10 protein-coding genes are annotated in these 21105 nt (G+C 51.2%); all 10 read left to right on the top strand.

Annotated elements, in window-relative coordinates; translation table 11 throughout:
- Positions 1-229: 229 nt before the first annotated feature.
- The 10 genes from FJQ58_RS05945 to FJQ58_RS05900 all read left to right on the top strand — a co-directional run bounded on the left by FJQ58_RS05945 (position 230) and on the right by FJQ58_RS05900 (position 19102).
- A complete protein-coding gene (locus FJQ58_RS05945; protein WP_238403837.1) occupies positions 230-1966 on the top strand; it encodes a sensor histidine kinase in 1737 nt (578 codons plus the stop codon).
- Positions 1938-3521, top strand: coding sequence for a response regulator (locus FJQ58_RS05940; protein ID WP_162341341.1), 1584 nt, complete (start codon positions 1938-1940; stop codon positions 3519-3521). The genes FJQ58_RS05945 and FJQ58_RS05940 overlap by 29 nt, the downstream gene beginning before the upstream one ends.
- A 173-nt stretch (positions 3522-3694) precedes the next feature.
- Positions 3695-4651: an ABC transporter permease gene (locus FJQ58_RS05935; RefSeq protein WP_139991512.1), complete on the top strand. Its 957-nt coding sequence runs from the start codon at positions 3695-3697 to the stop codon at positions 4649-4651.
- A gap of 33 nt (positions 4652-4684) precedes the next feature.
- Positions 4685-5581, top strand: a complete 897-nt coding sequence (locus FJQ58_RS05930) for a carbohydrate ABC transporter permease (RefSeq protein WP_139991511.1) — start codon at positions 4685-4687, stop codon at positions 5579-5581.
- Positions 5582-5645: 64 nt separating this feature from the next.
- The gene (locus FJQ58_RS05925) at positions 5646-7331 is read left to right on the top strand and encodes an extracellular solute-binding protein (protein WP_162341339.1); all 1686 of its coding nucleotides are present in this window, start codon (positions 5646-5648) and stop codon (positions 7329-7331) included.
- Between the two features lie 90 nt (positions 7332-7421).
- Positions 7422-9491 carry a glycoside hydrolase family 65 protein gene (locus FJQ58_RS05920; protein WP_139991509.1) on the top strand — a complete coding sequence of 690 codons (2070 nt, stop codon included), beginning with the start codon at positions 7422-7424 and terminating at the stop codon, positions 9489-9491.
- 24 nt (positions 9492-9515) lie between these two features.
- On the top strand, positions 9516-11945 hold the full coding sequence (locus FJQ58_RS05915) for a glycoside hydrolase family 95 protein (RefSeq protein WP_139991508.1): 2430 nt from the start codon (positions 9516-9518) through the stop codon (positions 11943-11945).
- Positions 11946-12039: 94 nt separating this feature from the next.
- Positions 12040-15255: a glycoside hydrolase family 2 TIM barrel-domain containing protein gene (locus FJQ58_RS05910; RefSeq protein WP_139991507.1), complete on the top strand. Its 3216-nt coding sequence runs from the start codon at positions 12040-12042 to the stop codon at positions 15253-15255.
- Positions 15256-15311: 56 nt separating this feature from the next.
- Positions 15312-17372 (top strand): beta-galactosidase, encoded by a 2061-nt coding sequence (locus tag FJQ58_RS05905; protein ID WP_139991506.1) that lies wholly within the window; start codon positions 15312-15314, stop codon positions 17370-17372.
- A gap of 2 nt (positions 17373-17374) precedes the next feature.
- Positions 17375-19102, top strand: coding sequence for a hypothetical protein (locus FJQ58_RS05900; protein WP_139991505.1), 1728 nt, complete (start codon positions 17375-17377; stop codon positions 19100-19102).
- Positions 19103-21105: the final 2003 nt, after the last annotated feature.

Raw genomic sequence — 21105 nt, 5'->3', positions numbered from 1 at the left:
GCTAGGTAAGAACTATTATTTAAACCCATCTCATCTGTTTCGGATATTTCTACTAAATTCACGAGACAAGTGATGACCATGAAAATCGAACACCAGACTAACAGGAGCTGGAAAAACGACGGAGATAACCTAGCGTGGATTGACACTTTAATATTGACGAAGTAACATGGGGCACATAAGGTGGAGGGGGTTCTCCTAAATAAAGTAAGGTAAAGAGGTGCTAATGGGGATGCGCAACTATATTCCGTTTTCCTACAAAATGATGCTGCCCTATCTGCTGCTAGTCATGATAACGGATGTGGTCATCGGTTTTTTCTCTTACCAGACCGCGCTGCAATCCAGAACGGAGCTCGTTCAAACCAATGTGAAGTGGACGATGCAGCAGATCAGTGATAACATCCAATACAAAATGCTAGATATGCAAGCGGTTTCAGACTCGCTGTTTGGCAGCACTTCCTTCCAGAAGTACCTGCAAATTACGGGAGACAGTCTGGAAGTATATGAGATGACCTCGCGAAATCTGCTTCCTACGTTGGAGACATCGCTTGGCATGTCCGTCCAAAAAATAAGGCTAATCTTGTATCCTGCCAATAAACAAATCAATGAAGTGTACGGGAAGCTGGACACCGCGATAACGAGCCAAAGCTATCATATCCTATCTTTCTCGCGTCTTGAACAGCAGGCTGATTTTCGCAAGTTCGTTCAATCGGGCAAGGACAACAAATGGATTCAGATGGACACGGACAAAAGCTTGAACCATATTTCGCTGCTGCGGAAGCTGATATCGTTTAATGATTACCAGACTGAAATTGGTTATTTGCGCATGAGCATCCCCCTAAAGGACATTTTTCTATCGTTTGCCGCTTTGGATCTGAACGAAGGCAGCGTTATTCGGATCATTAATCAAAGCGACGGCGCTACACTTATTCAGAACGCAGAAGCCAGCGGTTCTGCGGACGATTATCTCAAGGTGAAGATTGACATACCGGCCTCCGATTTTAGGCTTGAAACGATGGTTCCGATGAAAATATTAAAAGAGGATGCCGGTAAGATTCGCAATATTACGATGCTTGTATGCGGCATCAGCTTTGTTATTATCGCCTTGATCGCCGTTATTATCGCACGTTATTCAGGCCGTAAGATGCTTCGGATCGTAACGCATGTACGCTCCTTCCAGAACGGGAATTTTGATATGCGGATCCCGTTCAAAGGCAATGACGAATTCAGCCTGCTCTCCGCTGCTTTCAACCGGATGGCGCATCATATTGACGAGCTGATTCGTGAAGTGTATTTGCAGGGCATGCAGAAGAAGGAGAAGGAGCTTGAAGCGCTTCAGGCCCAAATCAACCCACATTTTTTGTATAACACCTTATCCTCGATCAACAGCTTGGCCAATATAGGCGAGATCGAGAAGCTGAGCGCGATGGTATCACAAATGTCAAAATTTTATCGCTTAACGCTAAACGATGGGAAGATGATTATTTCGCTAGATAACGAAATTAATCAGGTGAAAGCCTACCTCGAAATTCAGATGATCAAATATGCCAACCGTTTTTCAGTCAGCTATTCGATTGAGCCTGAGCTTGCTGACTGTCCGATCATTAAGCTGATTCTGCAGCCGTTTGTGGAGAATGTGTTCCAGCATGCTTGGTTCGAAGAGCATATTCACATCGGCATTACGGGCAGGAGAGAGGACGATAACATTATTTTGCAAATTAACGATAACGGCATCGGCATGCCAGCCGAAAAGCTTCAGGTGCTGCTGCAGCCAAGGGAGGAGCCTGGAGGTTATGGCATTCGAAACGTTAACGAACGGATCAAGCTGCAATACGGCGAAGAATATGGCGTCTTCATTGATAGCAAAATCGGAATCGGCACTTCCGTGCGATTGACACTGCCTTATCTTAAATCACAACTGCATGAAGGAGGAGCAAGCAATGAACTACCATATCCTGCTGGTGGATGACGAGTCGGTCGACTTGGAATGGCTGAAGCGCCGCGTGATGAACAGCGTAGCAGGCAGAGGGACCGTTACGGCAGTGAATAGCGCTTTCGCAGCGCTTAAGCGGTTGCAGGATTCAACGATCGATATCTTGCTTTCGGATATCCGCATGCCGGTGATGTCCGGGCTGGAGCTGGCCGCCAAGGCAAGGGAGCTTCAGCCGAAGCTCAAAATTGTGTTCGTGAGCGGACATGAGGATTTTGGGTATGCCAAGCAAGCGATGCAAGTTAGCGCCACCGCGTATTTGCTAAAGCCGATAGAGGATCAAGAGCTAAGCACGACCTTGCATAGCTTGATGGCTGCGATTGATACGGAAAGGCAAGCTGCTCAATCCGACCAGCAGTGGAAGGAGGCGCTGCCGCTGATCGAGAAGGAGCTTGTGCTGAGCTGGCTGGAGGGCATAGCTTCGCCGCAGGTCAGGCATGTGCCTGAAAATGCGCTGCGGCAGCTTTCCTTGCAGCGTGATCCAGCCGTTGCGCTTATCGAGATCGATGATTGGGAATGGAAGCGGGACCAGCTGTCTGAAAACGAGAGAAACCGCGTGCCGCTAGATATCTTCGAAGCCATCGAAGCTTATGCCAAGGAGTATAGCTACGGCTACTGCATACGGGATAAGCAGCGCAGGGCGCTCATTATTTCCACTTGCGGCAAGGAAGGGTTTGTCGAGCTGTCCGAGAGACTGGTGCGATTCATCAGCGAGCGTTACCCCTTAACCATCACAATCGGGATCGGAAACAGCGTCGCGGAAGCAGCAGAGCTGGGAAGCTCCTACAAGCAAGCGGCTCAAGCGGTCAAGGATAAGCTGTTTCTTGGGAAAAATCGTGTCATTCCTTATTCCGCAGGCAAGGAGCGGGGCGGTGCTGCCGTCATCGATATGGATGCGATCAGCGAGGCGATCTTTCAAGACATGCTGCAGTACCAGCTGGTTTCCCTTAGCGAGCGGCTGGAGAGCTTGTTCTTGCAGCTCGAGAAGCTGGAGGAGAAAGCGACTATTATTCATATCGCCGTTCAGTTTATTTCCCGGCTTCACATGCATTGCCAGCAGCTGAACGAAGACCTATATGTCCTGCTGAACTGGGAGTATGTTCACTTGAATGTGATGTTCCACTTCGAAACGATTTATGATTTGAAATCTTGGCTTAGGAGAAGGCTATTTGAGCTCTCAGAGCTGCTGTACAGCAAGAAACAAAAACAGGGGAGAACCATTATTGAGCAAATCAACCAGTATATTGGCAGCCAGCTGGATCAAAAAATTACGTTAAAGCAGGTTGCGGCCAAATTTGAATTTTCGCCCAATTATCTTGGACAGATGTTTAAGGACGAGACGGGGGAGCATTTCAGCGACCATTTGATCAAGCTGCGAATTAACCGGGCATGTGAGCTGCTTCTGCAGCCGCAATATAAAGTGTATGAAATCGCGGATCAGCTCAGCTATAAGAACATTTTGTATTTTAACCGGCAGTTTAAGCAAATCACTGGAATGACGCCGGGAGAATATCGGAAGACGAATAAGGTATAGCGTCTGAAATCATACGGGAATACGAAGGGCAGGAGCTAATCCTGTCCTTTTTGATATGCTTTTTGGACGCATCGTTGAATTCGTATTATATATCGTTGTTTGGCTCCATAGTGAAAACGCTGACATCCCTGTATGGTTAGTATAGAAACTTTAAAGCAAAGGTTGTGAGCAGCATGAAGCAGGCAGGCGCGGTGAAGGGGAAGCAAACAGAATCAGCACTCCATCGGTTTGCGGCGCAATGGGAAGTCCAGTCGATGATCTGGCCGGGCATCTTATTTATCCTTGTTTTCAGCTATGTCCCGATGTGGGGGATTATATTGGCATTCAAGGAATACGACATTTTTGAAGGCGTGTGGAAAAGCCCGTGGGTAGGGGGCAAACAGTTTCGCCTGTTTTTTGAATCGCCGGATTTAGTCATGGTCATTAGAAATACAATTGTAATTGCTATGCTAAAGCTCTTTATTATTTTCCCGGCACCGATTGTGCTTGCCTTGATGCTGAACGAAGTAAAGCATATGGCGTTTAAACGAATCGTTCAAACGCTTACGTATTTGCCGCATTTCATTTCGTGGATCATTGTATCGGGGCTAGTGTTCTCGATCTTGTCCGTGGACAGCGGAAGCTTGAATCTGCTGCTTCAGAAGCTAGGCATCATCGACCAAGGCGTCAACTGGCTGTCCTTTCCCGAATACTTCTATGGTATTTTAATTACATCGGGGTTGTGGAAGGAAATAGGATTCAGTTCCATTATTTACCTAGCGGCGATTGTTGGCGTAAATCCGCATTTGTATGAGGCCGCTTCGATTGACGGCGCCGGCAGAATAAGGAAAATATTTTCGGTCACCTTGCCTACGATTGCTCCCGTCATCACGATCTTCCTCATTCTCAATATCGGAAATTTGCTGAGCGCGGGCTTTGAGGATATTCTCGCGATGACCAACAATGGGAATAACGCGATTTTGCGAAATGTTTCGCAGGTAATCGATACGTACGTATATACGATAGGGTTGAATCAGCAGCGTTACTCCTACGCCATTGCCGTTGGACTCTTCAAAGCGGTGATCAATATCATGCTGCTTTGGGGCGCTAACAAGCTGGCAAGAAAAGTAGGGGGGTCCTCATTGTGGTAGCTCATGCGGATAGGATTGGAGGCGGCAGAACATATGAAAACTAGCGGATCTGACCGCATCATGAACACGGTTATTTACGGAGCGCTCGCGCTTCTCTCCTTCGTCTCGCTATACCCCTTCTGGAATGCTTTCGTCATTTCATTGAACGAAGGGACGAATACTTCTTTGGGAGGCCTAACGTTCTGGCCAAGGCAATTAACCTTTGATAATTATGAGGTTATTCTCAACGACAACCGTTTTTTTAAAGCGACCTTTGTATCTGTCATTCGGACGGTTGCCGGAACAGCGTCAGCTATTTTCCTAACAGCTTTGTTTGCCTACGGACTGTCGAAGAAAGGGGTTATCGGCCATAAATGGTATATGCTGCTGGCGATTTTTACAATGTATTTCCAAGGCGGCCTGATTCCCACGTATTTATGGTTTCGCGAGCTTGGTCTCTTCAACAATATATGGGTACTGTTCGTGCCATGGATGATTTCGGTATGGAATATGATCGTGTTTCGCACCTTTTTCAAAGGCATACCGGAGGGTCTGGAAGAATCGGCTAAAATAGACGGCTGCACGAATTACGGCTTGTTCTTTCGGATTATCGTGCCTTTATCGGGGCCCGTCATCGCCACCTTGTCGCTGTTCCAAGCGGTTTTCTTCTGGAATGAATGGTTCCACTCCGGTATTTACATTAACGATGCCGCCTTGCTGCCCGTTCAGAACTATTTGGTCAATATGATCAATTCGAATTCGGCTCAAGAAATGATTTCGCAGCTTGGGAATGTGCCAGGAGGCGCTGGCGACGTGGTGTCACGTTCGATTACGCCAAAATCATTGCAAATGACTGCGCTCATTGTCGTCAGCTTGCCGATTATTATGGTGTACCCATTCGTTCAGAAGTTTTTTGTCAAAGGCGTATTAATCGGTTCAATGAAGGAGTAGCTTCGCATTTGCGGGCTCATCAAGCCCTTAAATGATAGATTACATTCTTGAAAGGGGACTCACTATGAAACAGAAAAAAAGGTTTTCGGCATTCGTCATGATGGTATTGGCTTTTACGGTCGTATTGGCAGCTTGCAGCAGCAATAATAATGGAAAGACAACCGAAACGCCTTCATCAAAACCTAGCAATAACACGCAGCAGGAAGAGACCGGGTCAGGCGACATTGTGCCGTTTGGCGAGCAGCCGCTAGAATTCAGCATTTATTCCAACTATGACTTCTCTACGCCGATCGGCTACGGGGACGATGTATCGAGCAAATGGATGAAGGAAACGATGAAGCTGAATTTAATTGAGATCGGTTCTAACGGAAATGCCAAACAGAAATTCGGCACGATGATGGCTGCCAATGAGCTGCCAGATGCGATCATGATGGACCGGGGGTCACCGGAATACAACACGATGGTGAAGAACAAGCTGCTTGTTCCGCTTGACGAGTATTACGAAAAATACCCGATATTGCGGGATCTGATCGACGACAGCACCTTCAATATGCTGAAGCACGAGGATGGACACATTTATGTTATTCCGAACTGGTTCGACAGCGAGAAAAACCCTTACAAATATTCAAATACCGGCTGGACCGTAAACCGGAAAATCTATAAAGAGCTTGGCGAACCGGCGCTTGTTACTTTTGAGGATTTATATGCTTATTTGAAGCAAGTGAAATCGAAATATCCGGATGTCGTTCCACTCGAAACCGGCATTACGATGAACGGCGTCAACATGCTGTTTAAGCTTTTCTATACAGGCTATGGAGACAACCGCACGATCTGGAACATTGGAGATATTCCGAGATTCCCGAATACAGCTACCTCAACGATGGATTCGATCTTTAACGATCCAGCTTACAAGGAAGCTTTCGTATGGATGAATAAGCTTTACCGTGAAGGACTTATCACACAGGATATGTTTACGCAGAAGCAGGAACAGGTCGTAGAGAAGCTGAACTCAGGCAGGCTTGCAATGACAGGCTTCTCCAATATTACAGGCCAAGGCATTACCGCCAATAACATCTTGAAAGCTTCTGACCCGGATGCGGGCTATGATTATATTCCGTTTCTGGCTGCGCCTGAAGTAGATGTCAATACAGTTAACCCCCATACCTTCGGTACATTGGGATGGAATGTGAACGTTATTACGTCTACAGCAAAAGAACCTGAGCGAATCTTTCAATTTTTTGATTGGTTCGCCGGTGCAGAAGGCCAGCGCCTAAACTCCTTCGGCCCTCCGGGGGTGCTGTACGACGAAGTCGATGAGAACGGCGCGCCGATCGATAACGAAAGAGCGAAGACGATCTCAGCTGAAGAGAAAGCCAATCTGAAGCTTGGCATTTTTAATCCGGAAGGCTCTTGGATGTTCTATGTCATTGGCCATCACAAAAACGCGCAAAATCCAGAAACTGCCAACTGGGGCAACGAAGCCAGCGAGTTTTTCGGCAAGTATGCCAAGGTGAACACCGACCAATTCAACAACATGGTCATCGATCCGAAATCGGATACCGGCATCGTGCAAGAGCAGATCAAGCAAATGTGGTTTGAATACAATGCTAAGCTGATTTTCGCCAAATCAGACCAAGAATTTGAATCCACATTCGAGAAGCTGCAAGCAGGCGTAAATAAGCTTGGCTATGACAAGGTGCTTGAAGAATATACGAAGGTGTGGAAAGCCAATCTTGAGCTAATGAAATAAACGGAAGCGAACGGCGGCCGGTTTCCGATCTCGAATCGGGAGCCGGCCGTCTTTATAAATGGACACGAACCGCAGGGAGGAAATGAACAGATGATTGACCGCAAAGCTTTGGTTAGCCGGCATAATCCGGTGATTCGCGGATTTGACAGATATAGCTGTCTCTCCGTTGGGAACGGCGAATACGCGTTTACTGTGGATGCGACGGGACTGCAAACCTACCCTGAGGAGTATGAGGAGGATGGGGTGCCCCTCGGGCACTACTCGAACTGGGCTTGGCACACGGACCCCAATCCGGAAGGGTATCGGATGGAAGATTTTAAATTGACCTATTACGAGACCTTCAATGGAAGAAGCGTGGGCTTTCCTTACATGCCATCCGGAGAAATGACGGAGGAATACAAGTTCCTCAAATTAAACCCGCATCGCCTTCATCTCGGAAGAATTCAGTTTATCCTGAAGCTAGGGGACGGTGAGCCCGCACAAAAGGAGCATTTGAATCGTACCGAACAAGTGTTGGATTTGTGGAGCGGAGTGATTACAAGCCGGTTTGAGCTTGCAGGGAAGCAGACTACGGTTCAAACCTGCTGCCATCCCGACAAGGACATGATTGCGATCCATGTGGAATCCGAGCTGATCCGCACAGGCCAGCTGCAAGTGGCTTTCCACTTTCCCTATGGAGAGTGGAGCCGGACTGGCGTGAACTGGGGCAATTCGGAAGGGCATCGAACCGACATAACGGCAGGAAGCAGCACGAGCGCCTGTTTAGTCCGGGAGATGGATCAAACTAGTGTTGCCGCACAAATTTTGTGGTCAGATGGCAAGCTAGTTCGGAACGGGGAAGACGCGCATCGCTTCTTGTTCATTCCAGAGCCAATGAGCGATTCTTTTGATCTGAGCTTTCTTTCCGTACCGACAATCTCCAAAGCCGGGGCTGTGAATTTTCAGGAAACGCTGAACGCCAGCGCTCTGTACTGGGAAGGCTTCTGGAGCAGGGGAGCCGCCGTTGAACTTATTGAAAGCAGCGATGAGCGGGCAGCGGAGCTGGAGCGGAGAATCATTTTATCCCAATATTTGACCGCCATTCAATCATCCGGCTCGCTCCCTCCCCAGGAATCCGGGCTTACGCATAACAGCTGGGCAGGCAAATTCCATTTGGAGATGCATTGGTGGCATGCCGTGCATTTTGCCTACTGGAACCGCCATGACTTGCTGGAAAACAGCTTGGCTTGGTATCGCAGCATTTTGGGAAAAGCACAGGAAACGGCAGCCTTTCAAGGGTATGAGGGCGCACGCTGGCCAAAATGCGTTCCGCCGGATGGCGTAAATGCTCCTTGTTATATCGAGCCGTTTCTGGTCTGGCAGCAGCCGCATCCCATCTATTATGCAGAGCTGATTCACCGGATAACAGGCAGCATTGAAACGTTGGAACTTTACGCTGAAATCGTCTTCGAGACGGCGGCCTTTATGGCCTCTTATGCCGAATGGGATGAGCCTAATCAACGGTATGTGCTGGGCGCGCCAATCGCTCCCGCACAGGAAATTTACGATCATGCAACCACGATGAATCCGACGTTCGAGCTATCTTATTGGAGCTTCGGACTATCCACAGCGAATGCTTGGAAGGAGAAGCTCGGACAACCACGAGTAGAGCTGTGGGACCATGTTATCGCCCATCTATCCCCACTGCCTGTTGTTGAAGGGTTATATGTCGCGGCGGAGACAGCCAGCAATACGTTTACAGAGAAAGCGGGACTCAAGGATCATCCGACGATGCTTGCTCCGCTCGGGCTGCTTCCCGGTTGTATGGTGGAGGAAGGGACGATGCGCCGCACGCTTGAAGAGGTCGTGCAGCAGTGGGACTGGGACGCCACTTGGGGCTGGGATTACCCAATGGCGGCGATGACGGCAGCGCGGCTTGGCGAAGGGAAGCTAGCTTTGGATTTGCTGCTGATGGACAAAAAGACGAATACCTTCCTGCCGAACGGCCATAATTACCAGCGGCCGCCGCTGCCAACTTATTTGCCTGGAAACGGCGGTTTGCTTACGACGGTTGCGATGATGGCCGCAGGCTGGGACGGTGGGCCAGACCTTGCAGCTCCTGGATTTCCACAGGACGGTACGTGGACCGTACGGCATGAAGGACTTATAAAGATGATTTAAAACAAGCGCTTGGAGGAGAGCCAGATGGATTCGAATGAATGGAAGCTTTGGTACGAGCGCCCGGCAGAGGATTGGGTCGAGGCGCTGCCGATTGGAAACGGCCGGCTCGGAGGTATGGTGTTCGGCGGGGCCAGGCACGAGCACATCCAGCTCAATGAGGATACCTTGTGGTCCGGATATCCTCGTGACTCATCGGCCTATGAAGCGAAGCCTTACTTGGAGAAGGTTCGGGCTCTGGTTGCCGAGGGCAACTACGCGATGGCGCAGCAAATGATTGAGGAGAATATGCTTGGTCCATGGAATGACTGCTATCAGGCCATGGGCGACCTGCATATCGCCTTTGCAGGCGGGGATAGCTTTGCAGATTACCGCCGCGGCGACGAGCCTATCCGTTACCGGCGCGAGCTGGATTTGACAACGGCAGTCGCAGCGACGGAGTTCAGCTTAAGCGGTGTGAGCTTTAAGAGGGAGTCCTTCGTATCGGCTGCCGATCAAGTCATGGTAATCCGGCTTACAGCCGACAAGCCGGGCAAATTGAATTGCCAGCTGTCGCTGAGCAGCCCGCTCAATCATGCGGTGTACAAAGCCGGAGCCGATGTGATTGCACTTAGCGGTCAGGCGCCAAGCTACACCGAGCCCTATGCTTATCGTGTGGCTGAGCCTGTGCAATATGAGGAAAACAAGGGCTTGACGTTTGGAATTCAGCTGAAAGCGTCCATTGAAGAGGGACATCTGGAGGTAACGGGCGGGCGCATGCTCATAAATGGAGCGAGCGCGGTAACCTTGCTGCTGAGTGCGGCAACCAGCTTCAACGGCTTTGATAAGGACCCGCATCCGGACGCGGAGGGGAAAGATCCGCTGCACGCATGCAGGATTCAGCTGCAGGAGGCGGAAGGCTACTCGTACGAGGAGCTGAGGAGCAGGCATGTCGCCGATCATAGCCGGTTATTTAGCCGAATGGATCTTTCACTCGGCGATGGAGGCCGTTCAGACCTGCCGACGGATGAGCGGATTTTGAAGCTGCGGGAAGGGCAGGAGGACCACTCGCTGGCAGCGTTGTTTTTCCAATATGGCCGTTACCTGCTTATCGCGAGTTCCCGTCCAGGCACGCAGCCGGCGACGCTGCAGGGAATTTGGAATGAGATGACGCGGCCTCCTTGGCAGTGCAATTATACGACAAATATCAATGTGCAGATGAACTATTGGCATGCCGAGGCTTGCAATCTGTCAGAATGTCATTTGCCTTTGTTCGATATGCTTGACGATTTAAGAATTACCGGGGCGAAAATGGCGATGGAGGATTACGGCTGCCACGGCTGGACAGCTCATCATGGCGTCGATTTGTGGAGAGTCGCCGCACCTTCCGGGGGGCCATCGAAAGGTCCGGCCAGCTGGGCTTTTTGGCCAATGGCGGGACCTTGGCTCGCACAGCATCCTTGGGAGCATTACCAATTCAGCAAGAACAAGGCTTTTCTGGCCGAGCGGGCTTATCCGATCATGAAGGAAGCGGCATTGTTTTGTCTAGATTGGCTCGTTGAAGATCAAGAGGGGCGCTTGGTCACGAATCCTTCGACCTCACCGGAGAACACCTTTATTGCTCCGGATGGCCAGAGAAGCGCCGTAAGCACCAGCTCAACGATGGATGTGGCGCTGATTCGGGAATTATTTACGAATTGCATAGAGGCCATTGGCATTCTGGAGGAAGACGAAGCATTCGGTCTTGAACTGAGGCAAGCAAGAGCGAAGCTGCTGCCACTGCGCATTGGCAAGCATGGCCAGCTGCAGGAATGGTCCGAGGATTTCGAGGAGGCAGAGCCGGGCCACCGGCATACCGCTCATTTGTACCCTCTTCACCCTGGACAAGAAATCAGCCCGAGAACGACGCCTGCGCTGGCCGAGGCTTGCCTTGCAACGCTGCGCCGCCGTCATGCGCATGAAGGCGAGGACGCGATCGGCTGGTGCTATGCCTGGATGGTGAATCAATATGCGCGGCTGGAGGACGCTCAGATGGCGCACAGCTATTTGATTAAACTGCTGAAAAATCCTTATTCTAATCTGTTCAACGCGCATCGCCATCCGAAGCTGACTTTTTATCCGCTTACGATAGAAGCCAATTTCGGCGGTACCGCAGGCATTGCGGAGATGCTGCTGCAAAGCCATTTGAATGAGCTGCATTTGCTGCCGGCCCTTCCTGATGAATGGTCGAGCGGCTATATCAGAGGCTTGCGTGCAAGAGGCGGGTTTGAGGTGGCGATGGAATGGAAGGAAGGGGAGCTGCAGCGGGTCTCGATTCTGTCCCGAAGCGGTGAGGCTTGCCGGGTTCGGACGCCCATGCCGATGAGGCTGGCAGGGACCGCTTGCCCAAGCGATCCTCTCCCAGAGGGCCGGGAACCGGAAGTTCTGAGCTTTCCTACCGTACCCGGTAAAGTATACGAGCTTTATTCTCTGAGCTAACCAGATGGCAGCCTGATTGGGGCTTTCGCTTGTAGAAACAAACGCAGAATCAGAGGGCTGGACTTATTCAATCAACGGCTAAAGGAGCTGCAACATGACAAACAAAAAGCTTCGAGATTGGGAAAACCTTGACGTGCTAAGCCGGAACCTGGAGCGGCCGCACGCTCATTTTATCCCTTATTCGGATCGAGATGCGGCCATGCAGGGGGAGGGCAATGACAGCCCTTATGCGATGCAGCTGAATGGCCGCTGGCCTTTTTATTACGCTGAATCTCCAGAAGAAGCTCCGGAAGGATTCCATGAGAGTGGATTCGATTGCGAGAACTGGGAGCAAATTCCGGTGCCGGGCAATTGGCAAATGCATGGTTATGGCCGTCCGCTTTACAGCAGCAGCAAGTACCCGTTCCCGATGGAGCCGCCGCTGGTACCGGATCGGAATCCGACAGGCTGTTATTTGAAAGCTTTTACGGTACCGGACATTTGGGCTAAGCGGCGAATTTATTTGACGTTTGAGGGTGTAGATTCTGCTTTTCATGTATGGATTAATGGCGAGTTGGCCGGCTACAGCCAAGGAAGCCATATGCCGTCTGAATTCGACATTACGGCGCTTGTGCAGCCAGGCGAGAATAGGCTGGCCGTACGCGTGTATCAGTGGTCGGACGGAAGTTATTTGGAGGATCAGGACAAATGGCGGTTGAGCGGCATTTTCCGCAATGTCCATTTGCTCGCAAGGCCTGACCTTCATCTCCGTGATGTTGCCGTAACGACGAAGCTGGATGCTGCTTACACGGATGCAGAACTGGACGTAAAGGTATCGGTCTGCAACCGATCCATGGATGCGGACTTGACGCGCCTCCTTCATGTAACGCTGCTTGATCCCGAGGGTCGTACCGTGCTGGACGAACCGGAAATGGGAGGCTTTCGGCTGGCAGCCGGTGAGGAGGAGACAACGGTTCTGAAGCTGCCTGTTGCAGCGCCGCTCCAATGGAGTGCAGAGACGCCTAGCTTATACACGCTGCTGCTGACGCTGCATGGCGGGCCCGGGCAAGCAGAGGAAACCGTGCGTCTAAAGGTTGGCTTTCGTTCCGTAGAAATCAAGCAAGGCCAGCTGCTCGTGAATGGGCAACCGGTTATTTTGAAGGGCGTTAACCGGAATGAATTCGATCCAAGGCTAGGTTTTGTCGTTACGGAGGAGATGATGCTTCGGGATATCGTACTGATGAAGCAGCATAACATTAACTCGGTTCGCGCTTCGCATTATCCGAATGATACGCGCTGGCTTGATTTATGTGACCAATACGGGCTTTATGTGATGGATGAAGCGGATATTGAGACGCATGGCTTTCATTTCATCGGTAATGAAGGGCATTTATCTCAAGACCCAACGTGGGAGAGGGCCTATCTGGACCGCCTTGTTCGAATGGTGGAGCGGGATAAAAACTATCCGTCGATAATCATATGGTCGCTTGGCAATGAATCGGGGTTTGGCTGCAACCAGGATACGCTGGCCGCTTGGGTTCGGCGCCATGAGCCAACCAGGCCGATCCATTATGAACGGGCCTATGACGCGGAACTGGTCGATATCGTAAGCGCGATGTATCCGTCCGTCGATACGGTCATTAAGGAAGGGTTGAATACGACGGAGCAAAGGCCCTACCTGATGTGCGAATATGCACACGCCATGGGCAATTCGGTTGGCAACTTGAAGGAGTATTGGGATGCGATCTACCGTTATCCCCGGTTGCTCGGTGGACACATCTGGGAGTGGGCAGATCACGGGATCGTACGGCAGCTGGAAACGGGTGACGAAGCTTACGCCTACGGCGGAGACTTCGGCGATTATCCGAACGCCGGGACTTTCTGCCTTGACGGCTTACTGTTTCCGGACCGTGGCTTGAAGGCCTCGATTTTGGAGCTGAAGAAGGTGATCGAGCCCGTAGCGGCGGAGTGGGAAAATCAAGCTGCAGGCACAATTAAACTGACCAATCGATATGATTTTGCGGATATGAGCCATTTACGGGCCATTTGGTCGCTGCGAAGGGAGGGGGAGGAGCTGGAGCTGGGCGAGTTGGACTTGCCTGCAATTCCTGCCCGCACGCAAGGGAAGTTGAGGATTCCCTATACGACTAGCCTGCTTGAGCAGGAGGGTGAATACTGGATTCATATTAGCTTAACGCTTCGCGAGGATATGCTTTGGGCGCGCAGCGGATATGAGGTCGCATGGGCCGATTTGATGCTGGCTTCTATGCCGGTCAAGCAGCTTGAAGAGCAAGCCGTGGCGAATGGCCGCTGGGCAAAGCTTGTTGTAGGTGAGACTGAACAGGACATTGCAGTAACCGAGACAGAACGGGACATTACGGTAACGGGGCAAAGGTTTGAGCTGGGCTTCTGCAAGCGAAGCGGAACGATCAGCCGGTGGTTATACGAAGGAATGCCCCTGATATCCAGCGGTCCGCGGCTTAACCTATGGCGGGCGCCTTTGGATAACGATGTGCACCTAAAGAAGGAATGGCTGGCTGCCGGCTACGACCAGCTGCGGCAGGTGACGAGATCGGTTTCGATGGATCAGACGGCAGATGGCGCTTTGCGCATCCAAGCGGCGTTTGCGCATGGCGCAGATGGCCTTGGCATGTGTTTTCATTCGGAATCGGTCTATACGGTATATGAAAGCGGGGAACTGACGGTAACCACCCGTTTATATCCCTTGGAGCGTAAAAGCGTACCCGAGCGCGCGCGGACCGGGCTGCATTTGGACGTGATGGTAGCAGCGAGCTCGCCTTTCCGCGCAGAGCTGCCCCCGCTGCCTCGATTCGGCATTCAGCTTGAAATGCCCGAGGGCTTTGATCATTTTGACTGGTATGGGCTTGGGCCACATGAATGTTATGCAGACCGTAAAGAAAGCGGCAAGCTGGGCATTTATGGCGGCACCGTGCAGGAACAGTTTGTTCCTTATATCAAGCCCCAAGAAAATGGGAGCAAGGCTGATGTGCGCTGGGCTGCCGTCTCCCATCCGTCAGGCATCGGGCTGATGATGGCGGGCGAGCAGGTTATGCAAGCTGGGGTGCATCATTACAAGGCGGAGGATTTAGCCTCAGCCACGCATGTGCATAAGCTCGCTAGGCGCAAGGAAACGATTGTCAGCCTCGATGCAAGGCAAAGCGGAATCGGCAACCACAGCTGCGGTTATGCGCCTACGCTGCCGCAATATTTGGTGGAAGCAGGCGAGCAATCCTTTACTTATCGGTTAAAGCCGTTTGTTAGGGATGAAAGCTCTCCGATGGAAATGAGCAAGCTGCCGCCTGGCTTCTAAAGAAGTCAGGCAAGAGAGAGTGGACCTGATCAAAACGGAGCGAGGAGAGATAACGAATGTTTAACGGAAAAGCAGCCAAGATTCTTTATGGCGGCGATTACAACCCAGAGCAATGGCCGCGCGAGGTTTGGCAGGAGGATATGCGGTTATTTCAGCTTGCGGGCGTGAATATAGCAACGGTAAATGTGTTCTCTTGGGCGCTTAATCAGCCGGATGAAAATACGTATAGCTTTGAATGGCTGGACGAAACGCTAGATCTGCTGCATGCTTCCGGCGTTCAAGTCTGCATGGGCACGAGCACCGCCGCTCATCCTGCTTGGATGGCGACCAAATATCCGGATGTGCTGCTTGTCGAGTCGGACGGGAGAAAGCGGAAATTCGGACGGCGGCATAATTCCTGTCCAAGCAGCCCCACCTATCGCAAATATGCTAAGCGAATGGCTCAGCAGCTGGCGGAGCGCTACAAGGATCATCCAGCCATTTTGCTGTGGCATGTGAATAATGAATATGGCTTACGCTGCTATTGCGAAAATTGCGAGCAAGCCTTTCGGGACTGGCTGCAGCAGAAGTACGGCACGCTGGATAAGCTGAACGAAGCTTGGTACACACGCTTTTGGGGGCATACCTTCTACGACTGGAAGGAGATTGTCGCGCCAAGCGCGCAAAGCGAGCATTTTCAGATTAACGGCGTGGAGACGACCTGCTTTCAGGGCATTTCGCTCGATTACGCCAGATTCACTTCGGATCAAATTCTCGATTGTTACAAGCTGGAAAGGGATGCGATTAAGGCCATTATTCCGGATGCGGTCGTGACAACGAATTTTCAAAGCAATGGGACGTATAAACCGCTTGATTATTTTAAATGGGCGAAGGAACTGGATGTCATCGGGCTGGATGCGTACCCTACGAGCGATATGCCGGTCAGCTATACGTCCATGCGGCATGATCTCATGAGAGGCTTGAAGGACGGTGATCCTTACCTGTTGATGGAATCCTGCCCAAGCCAATTGAACTGGAAGCCGCAAAATGCGCTGAAGAGGCCAGGCGTGAACAGGCTGTGGAGTTATCAAGCGATTGCGCGCGGCGCTGACAGCATTATGTATTTTCAACTGCGCAGGTCTTTAGGCGCGTTTGAGAAGTTTCACGGTGCGATGATTGACCATGCCGGGCATGAGCATACGCGGGTGTTTCGGGAGTGCGCGGAGCTTGGCGCGGAGCTTGACCGTCTCGGGGATACGTTGGTAGGGGCACGGACAGAAGCGAAGGTTGCGATTTTGTTTGATTGGGAGAACTGGTGGGCTATTGAATATTCAAGCGGTTTGACCGTTGATTTGAAATATTTAAATGAGGTACAGCATTATTACGATGCCTTTTTCAGTCAAAATATTCAGGTTGACCTGATCAGTACGGATTCGGAATTAAGCGGGTACGATCTGGTTGTCGCGCCTGTTCTATATATGGTCAAAGAGGGGTATGCATCCAAGCTGGATGATTACGTGCAAAGCGGGGGCACTTTCGTAACTACTTTTTTCAGCGGGATCGTGAATGAGAATGACCGCGTTACTCCGGGAGGCTATCCTGGGGAGCTGCGCAAGCTGCTTGGCATTTGGGTGGAGGAAAGCGACGCGCTTCTGACTTCCAAAACGAATCAGCTGAAGATGAGTGCTTCGCTAGGCAGCCTTGAGCAGGGCAGCGTCTACGATTGTCGCATATTATGCGATCTTGTTCATTCAGAGGGGGCTGAGGTACTGGCTGAATATGGCTCTGATTTCTACAAGGGCATGCCGGCGCTGACCAAAAACAGCTATGGCACTGGAGAAGCCTGGTATGTAGCGTCGAGTCCCGAGCCTATTTTTCTCCAGAAGCTGATGGGCAGGTTGTGTGAGCGAATAGGCATCCAGCCGCTGCTCAAGGCTCCTGATCTTGTAGAGGTCAGCAGCAGGCAGAAAGAAGGCAAACGTTTTTTATTTGTACTAAATCATAACGAAGAACCAAGAACGATTGAGCTTGGGGATGCAATGCAGACTGATTTATTAAGCGGGAAGGACGTCAGCGGCAAGATTGAGCTTGCGGCTAACGGCGTTATGATTTTAGAAAGCGAGCAAAGGAGAGATTAGCGATGACCAAAAGATTATTACCCGACACGCTGACGCTGGAGGATCGCGCGGGGCATGCAATGAACGCAATCGTTGGCATGGCGGACCGCGATTATAACGATATTCCGTTTTTTGCGGCTAACTTGATGACAGAGCCTGCGAACCTAACGCATGGCGACTGGGATTACGGCTCCTCGCACGGACGGATGGTCGACGGCATGATTTTGGCGCGGCATATGTCGGGGGAGACGTTTGGCTCAGACATTGAAGCCAAGTATAGATCGAACCTACTCTCGTTCTTTAAGGAGGATGGGCTGAGCTATCGGCAGACAAATCCGCATCATAACTGGGAGGCTAATGCTAATTTTATCGACCAGCGCGCCGTTATTTTGTCGCTGACGACATGGTTTCAGTCGACAGGCGATCCGGCTGTGAAGGAAGCGGCGGATAAGCACGTGGCGGCGCTAAAGCGCGTGGCGATCAAGGAGCGGGACGTTTGGTATTATCCGGCTTCGGAATATAAGGAAGGCGGCTGGCCTTCCTCCAATGCGATATTGCTCCGGCTCGCTCCGGACCCGGCAGCCTTCTGCGGCAGGCTCGTTATGCCGCTGCTGAAGTACCATGAGCTGACAGGCAACGCGGATGCGTTTGAGCTTTGCCAGTTTTTCACCGCCTTGATTGTGCAGCGCAGCGGCGTGTTCAACCCGGACGGCAGCTTTAACGACGCGCTGGCCTATCGCAGCGGGCATTTCCATACGCGTCTTGGCACGCTCGACGCGCTGGCGCGCTTTGGCGTATTTACGGGCGATGCCGCGCTTATTGCGTTCGTAGAGAAAAGCTATGCCTGGGCGGTGACGCAGTGCACGGCGTTCGGCTGGACGCCAGGTGATATGAAGGAGCAGGCGTACGAGCATGAAACCTGCTCACTCGTCGATCTGATTGCCACGGGCATTACGCTCGCGCAAAGCGGCTACACGAAATATTGGGGCGTCGTCGAACGCTACATCCGCAACCATCTCGCGGAATCGCAATTGCTGGAGATGGACTGGGTGAAGGAGACGGATGACCGCTCGATGGACGTGCCGGGGCGCATTACGTACGAGAATATTGCGCAGCGGACGCGCGGTGCGTTCGCGGGATATTCCGCGCCGAACGATTTCTGCTGCAACGTGAATCACGGCCGCGGCCACACGAATGATTTGCAAATTTGCTGCTTGGGCTCAGGCACGCGCGGCTTGTATATGGGCTGGAGCAATACGGTGACAGAGAAGAAAGGTACGGTGAGCGTGAACTTCCTGCTCAACCGCGGCTCAACTTGGCTGGATGTAGACAGCTACCTGCCGCATGAGGGCAAGCTGGTGCTCCATATTCACAAGGATATTCCGCGGCTGCAGGTGCGAATTCCGGAATGGGCGGGTTATGCGAAGGTGAGTTTCAAGCGCGAGCTTGGCGGCGAGACAATTGCGATGGGCAAAGGCAGCGAGCCGAGCCGCTGGGTGAACGAGTGCTTCCTGCTGCTGGGCGCAGCGGCGGCTGGCGAGACGATCACGATCGAATTCCCGCTATCGAAGCGCAAAACGATCGAGACGGCGATCGGTCAGCAATTCGAAACGGAGTGGCAGGGCGACGACGTAATTGGCATCTCGCCGCAGGGCACAAGCCATCCGTTCTACAGCGGCCGCAAGGTCTACGCGCAAGCGCCGCTTCGCGAGGGCGAATATCGGCGTTTGGAGAAGGAGCTAGTGTGGTAGAGAGAGTCTGGGTTAGCGGTTAATTACGTTGATCAGATTCGCTCGAAGTCGCTAGGTAAAGCCAACTAACTATTATGGGGGGAATTTATCTCGTTCTAGTGAGAAAGGCTGATTACTTGGAGGCAGGTAGTGGCTATGTTGTACAGACGCAGGATAGGAGCTCATTTGGAGCAGTGAGGGAGTGCTATCCTGCACTTCGTACAACCTAGAAGCTAGTTTTAGAGAGCGTAGGCGCAAAACGGATGATTCTAGTGCGAATGTGCAGGATAGCTCCAGCGTACGCGCAGAAAAGGGCAAAGTTCCTGTGAAAGTGCAGGATAGCTCGGAGTAGCTAAGTAAAGTAAAGTCAACTAACTATTATGAGGGGAATTCATCTTGTTCTAGTGAGAAAGGCTGATTACTTGGAGGCAGGTAGTGGCTATGTTGTACAGGAGCAGGGATAGGAGCTCATTTGGAGCAGTGAGGGAGTGCTATCCTGCACTCTGTACAACCTAGAAGCTAGTTTTAGAGCGAAAAGGCGCAAAACGGTCGATTCTAGTGCGAATGTGCAGGATAGTTCCAGCGTACGAGCAGAAAAGGGCAAAGTTCCTGTGAAAGTGCAGGATAGCTCGGAGTAGCTAGGTAAGGCCAACTAACATGGGGAATTCATCTCGTTTTAGTGAGAAAGGTTGATTACTTGGAGGCAGGTAGCGGCTATGTTGTACAGTAGCAGGATAGGAGCTCATTTGGAGCAGTGAGGGAGTACTATCCTGCACTCTGTACAACATAGAAGCTTGTTTTAGAGAGCGTGGGCGCAAAACGGATGATTCTAGTGCGAATGTGCAGGATAGCTCCAGCGTACGAGCAGAAACGGGCAAAGTTCCTGTGAAAGTGCAGGATAGCTCGGGGGCTGGCTAGTGTAAGAAACGTTGATCGGATCAGTATAGCTCGGAGTAGCTAGGTAAAGCCAACTAACTATCTATCTATCATGGGGAAATTCCTTTCGCTCTAGTGAGAAAGGCTGATTACTTGGAGCAGGCTGCGTGTGGCTATGTTGTACAGGAGCAGGATAGGAGCTCATTTGGAGCTGTGAGGGAGTGCTATCCTGCACTCCGTACAACCTAGAAGCTAGTTTTGGAGTTAAAGGGCGCAAAACGGACGATTCTAGTGCGAATGTGCAGGATAGCGCCAGCGTACGAGCAGAAAAGGGCAAAGTTTCTGCAAAAGTGCAGGATAGCTCGGAGTAACTAAGTAAAGCCAACTAACTATCTATCATGGGGAAATTCATCTCGTTCTAGTGAGAAAGGCTGATTACTTCGAGGCAAGTAGTGGCTATGTTGTACAGGAGCAGGATAGGAGCTCATTTGGAGCTGTGAGGGAGTGCTATCCTGCACTCCGTACAACCTAGAAGCTAGTTTTGGAGTTAAAGGGCGCAAAACGGACGATTCTAGTGCGAATGTGCAGGATAGCGCCAGCGTACGAGCAGAAAAGGGCAAAGTTTCTGCAAAAGTGCAGGATAGCTCGGAGTAACTAAGTAAAGCCAACTAACTATCTATCATGGGGAAATTCATCTCGTTCTAGTGAGAAAGGCTGATTACTTCGAGGCAAGTAGCGGCTATATTGTACAGGAGCAGGATAGGAGCTCATTTGGAGCTGTGAGGGAGTGCTATCCTGCACTCCGTACAACCTAGAAGCTAGTTTTGGAGTTAAAGGGCGCAAAACGGACGATTCTAGTGCGAATGTGCAGGATAGCGCCAGCGTACGAGCAGAAAAGGGCAAAGTTCCTGTGAAAGTGCAGGATAGCTAGGAAAGTGGTTAGCTTGAGAAACAGTGATCAAGATAACTCGAATTAGCTAAGAAAAGCAAAATATGATGGAGTAACTAGGTAATTTGCGAGGGAGCATGGCAAAGCGAGGTAATGAGCTGGCTTAGTTTAATCGTTTGTTCATGTATCGGAAAGAGGAGGAGTTTATATGAGGACGGTTGTTGCGGTGTATACGGGGCAGGGGCTGGCGGATCCGCTC

This window comes from Paenibacillus paridis (assembly GCF_006345825.1).
GTDB classification, from domain to species: domain Bacteria; phylum Bacillota; class Bacilli; order Paenibacillales; family Paenibacillaceae; genus Pristimantibacillus; species Pristimantibacillus paridis.
Note: the sequence above shows the minus strand (reverse complement) of the source record. Positions and strands in the feature narration are given on the sequence as shown.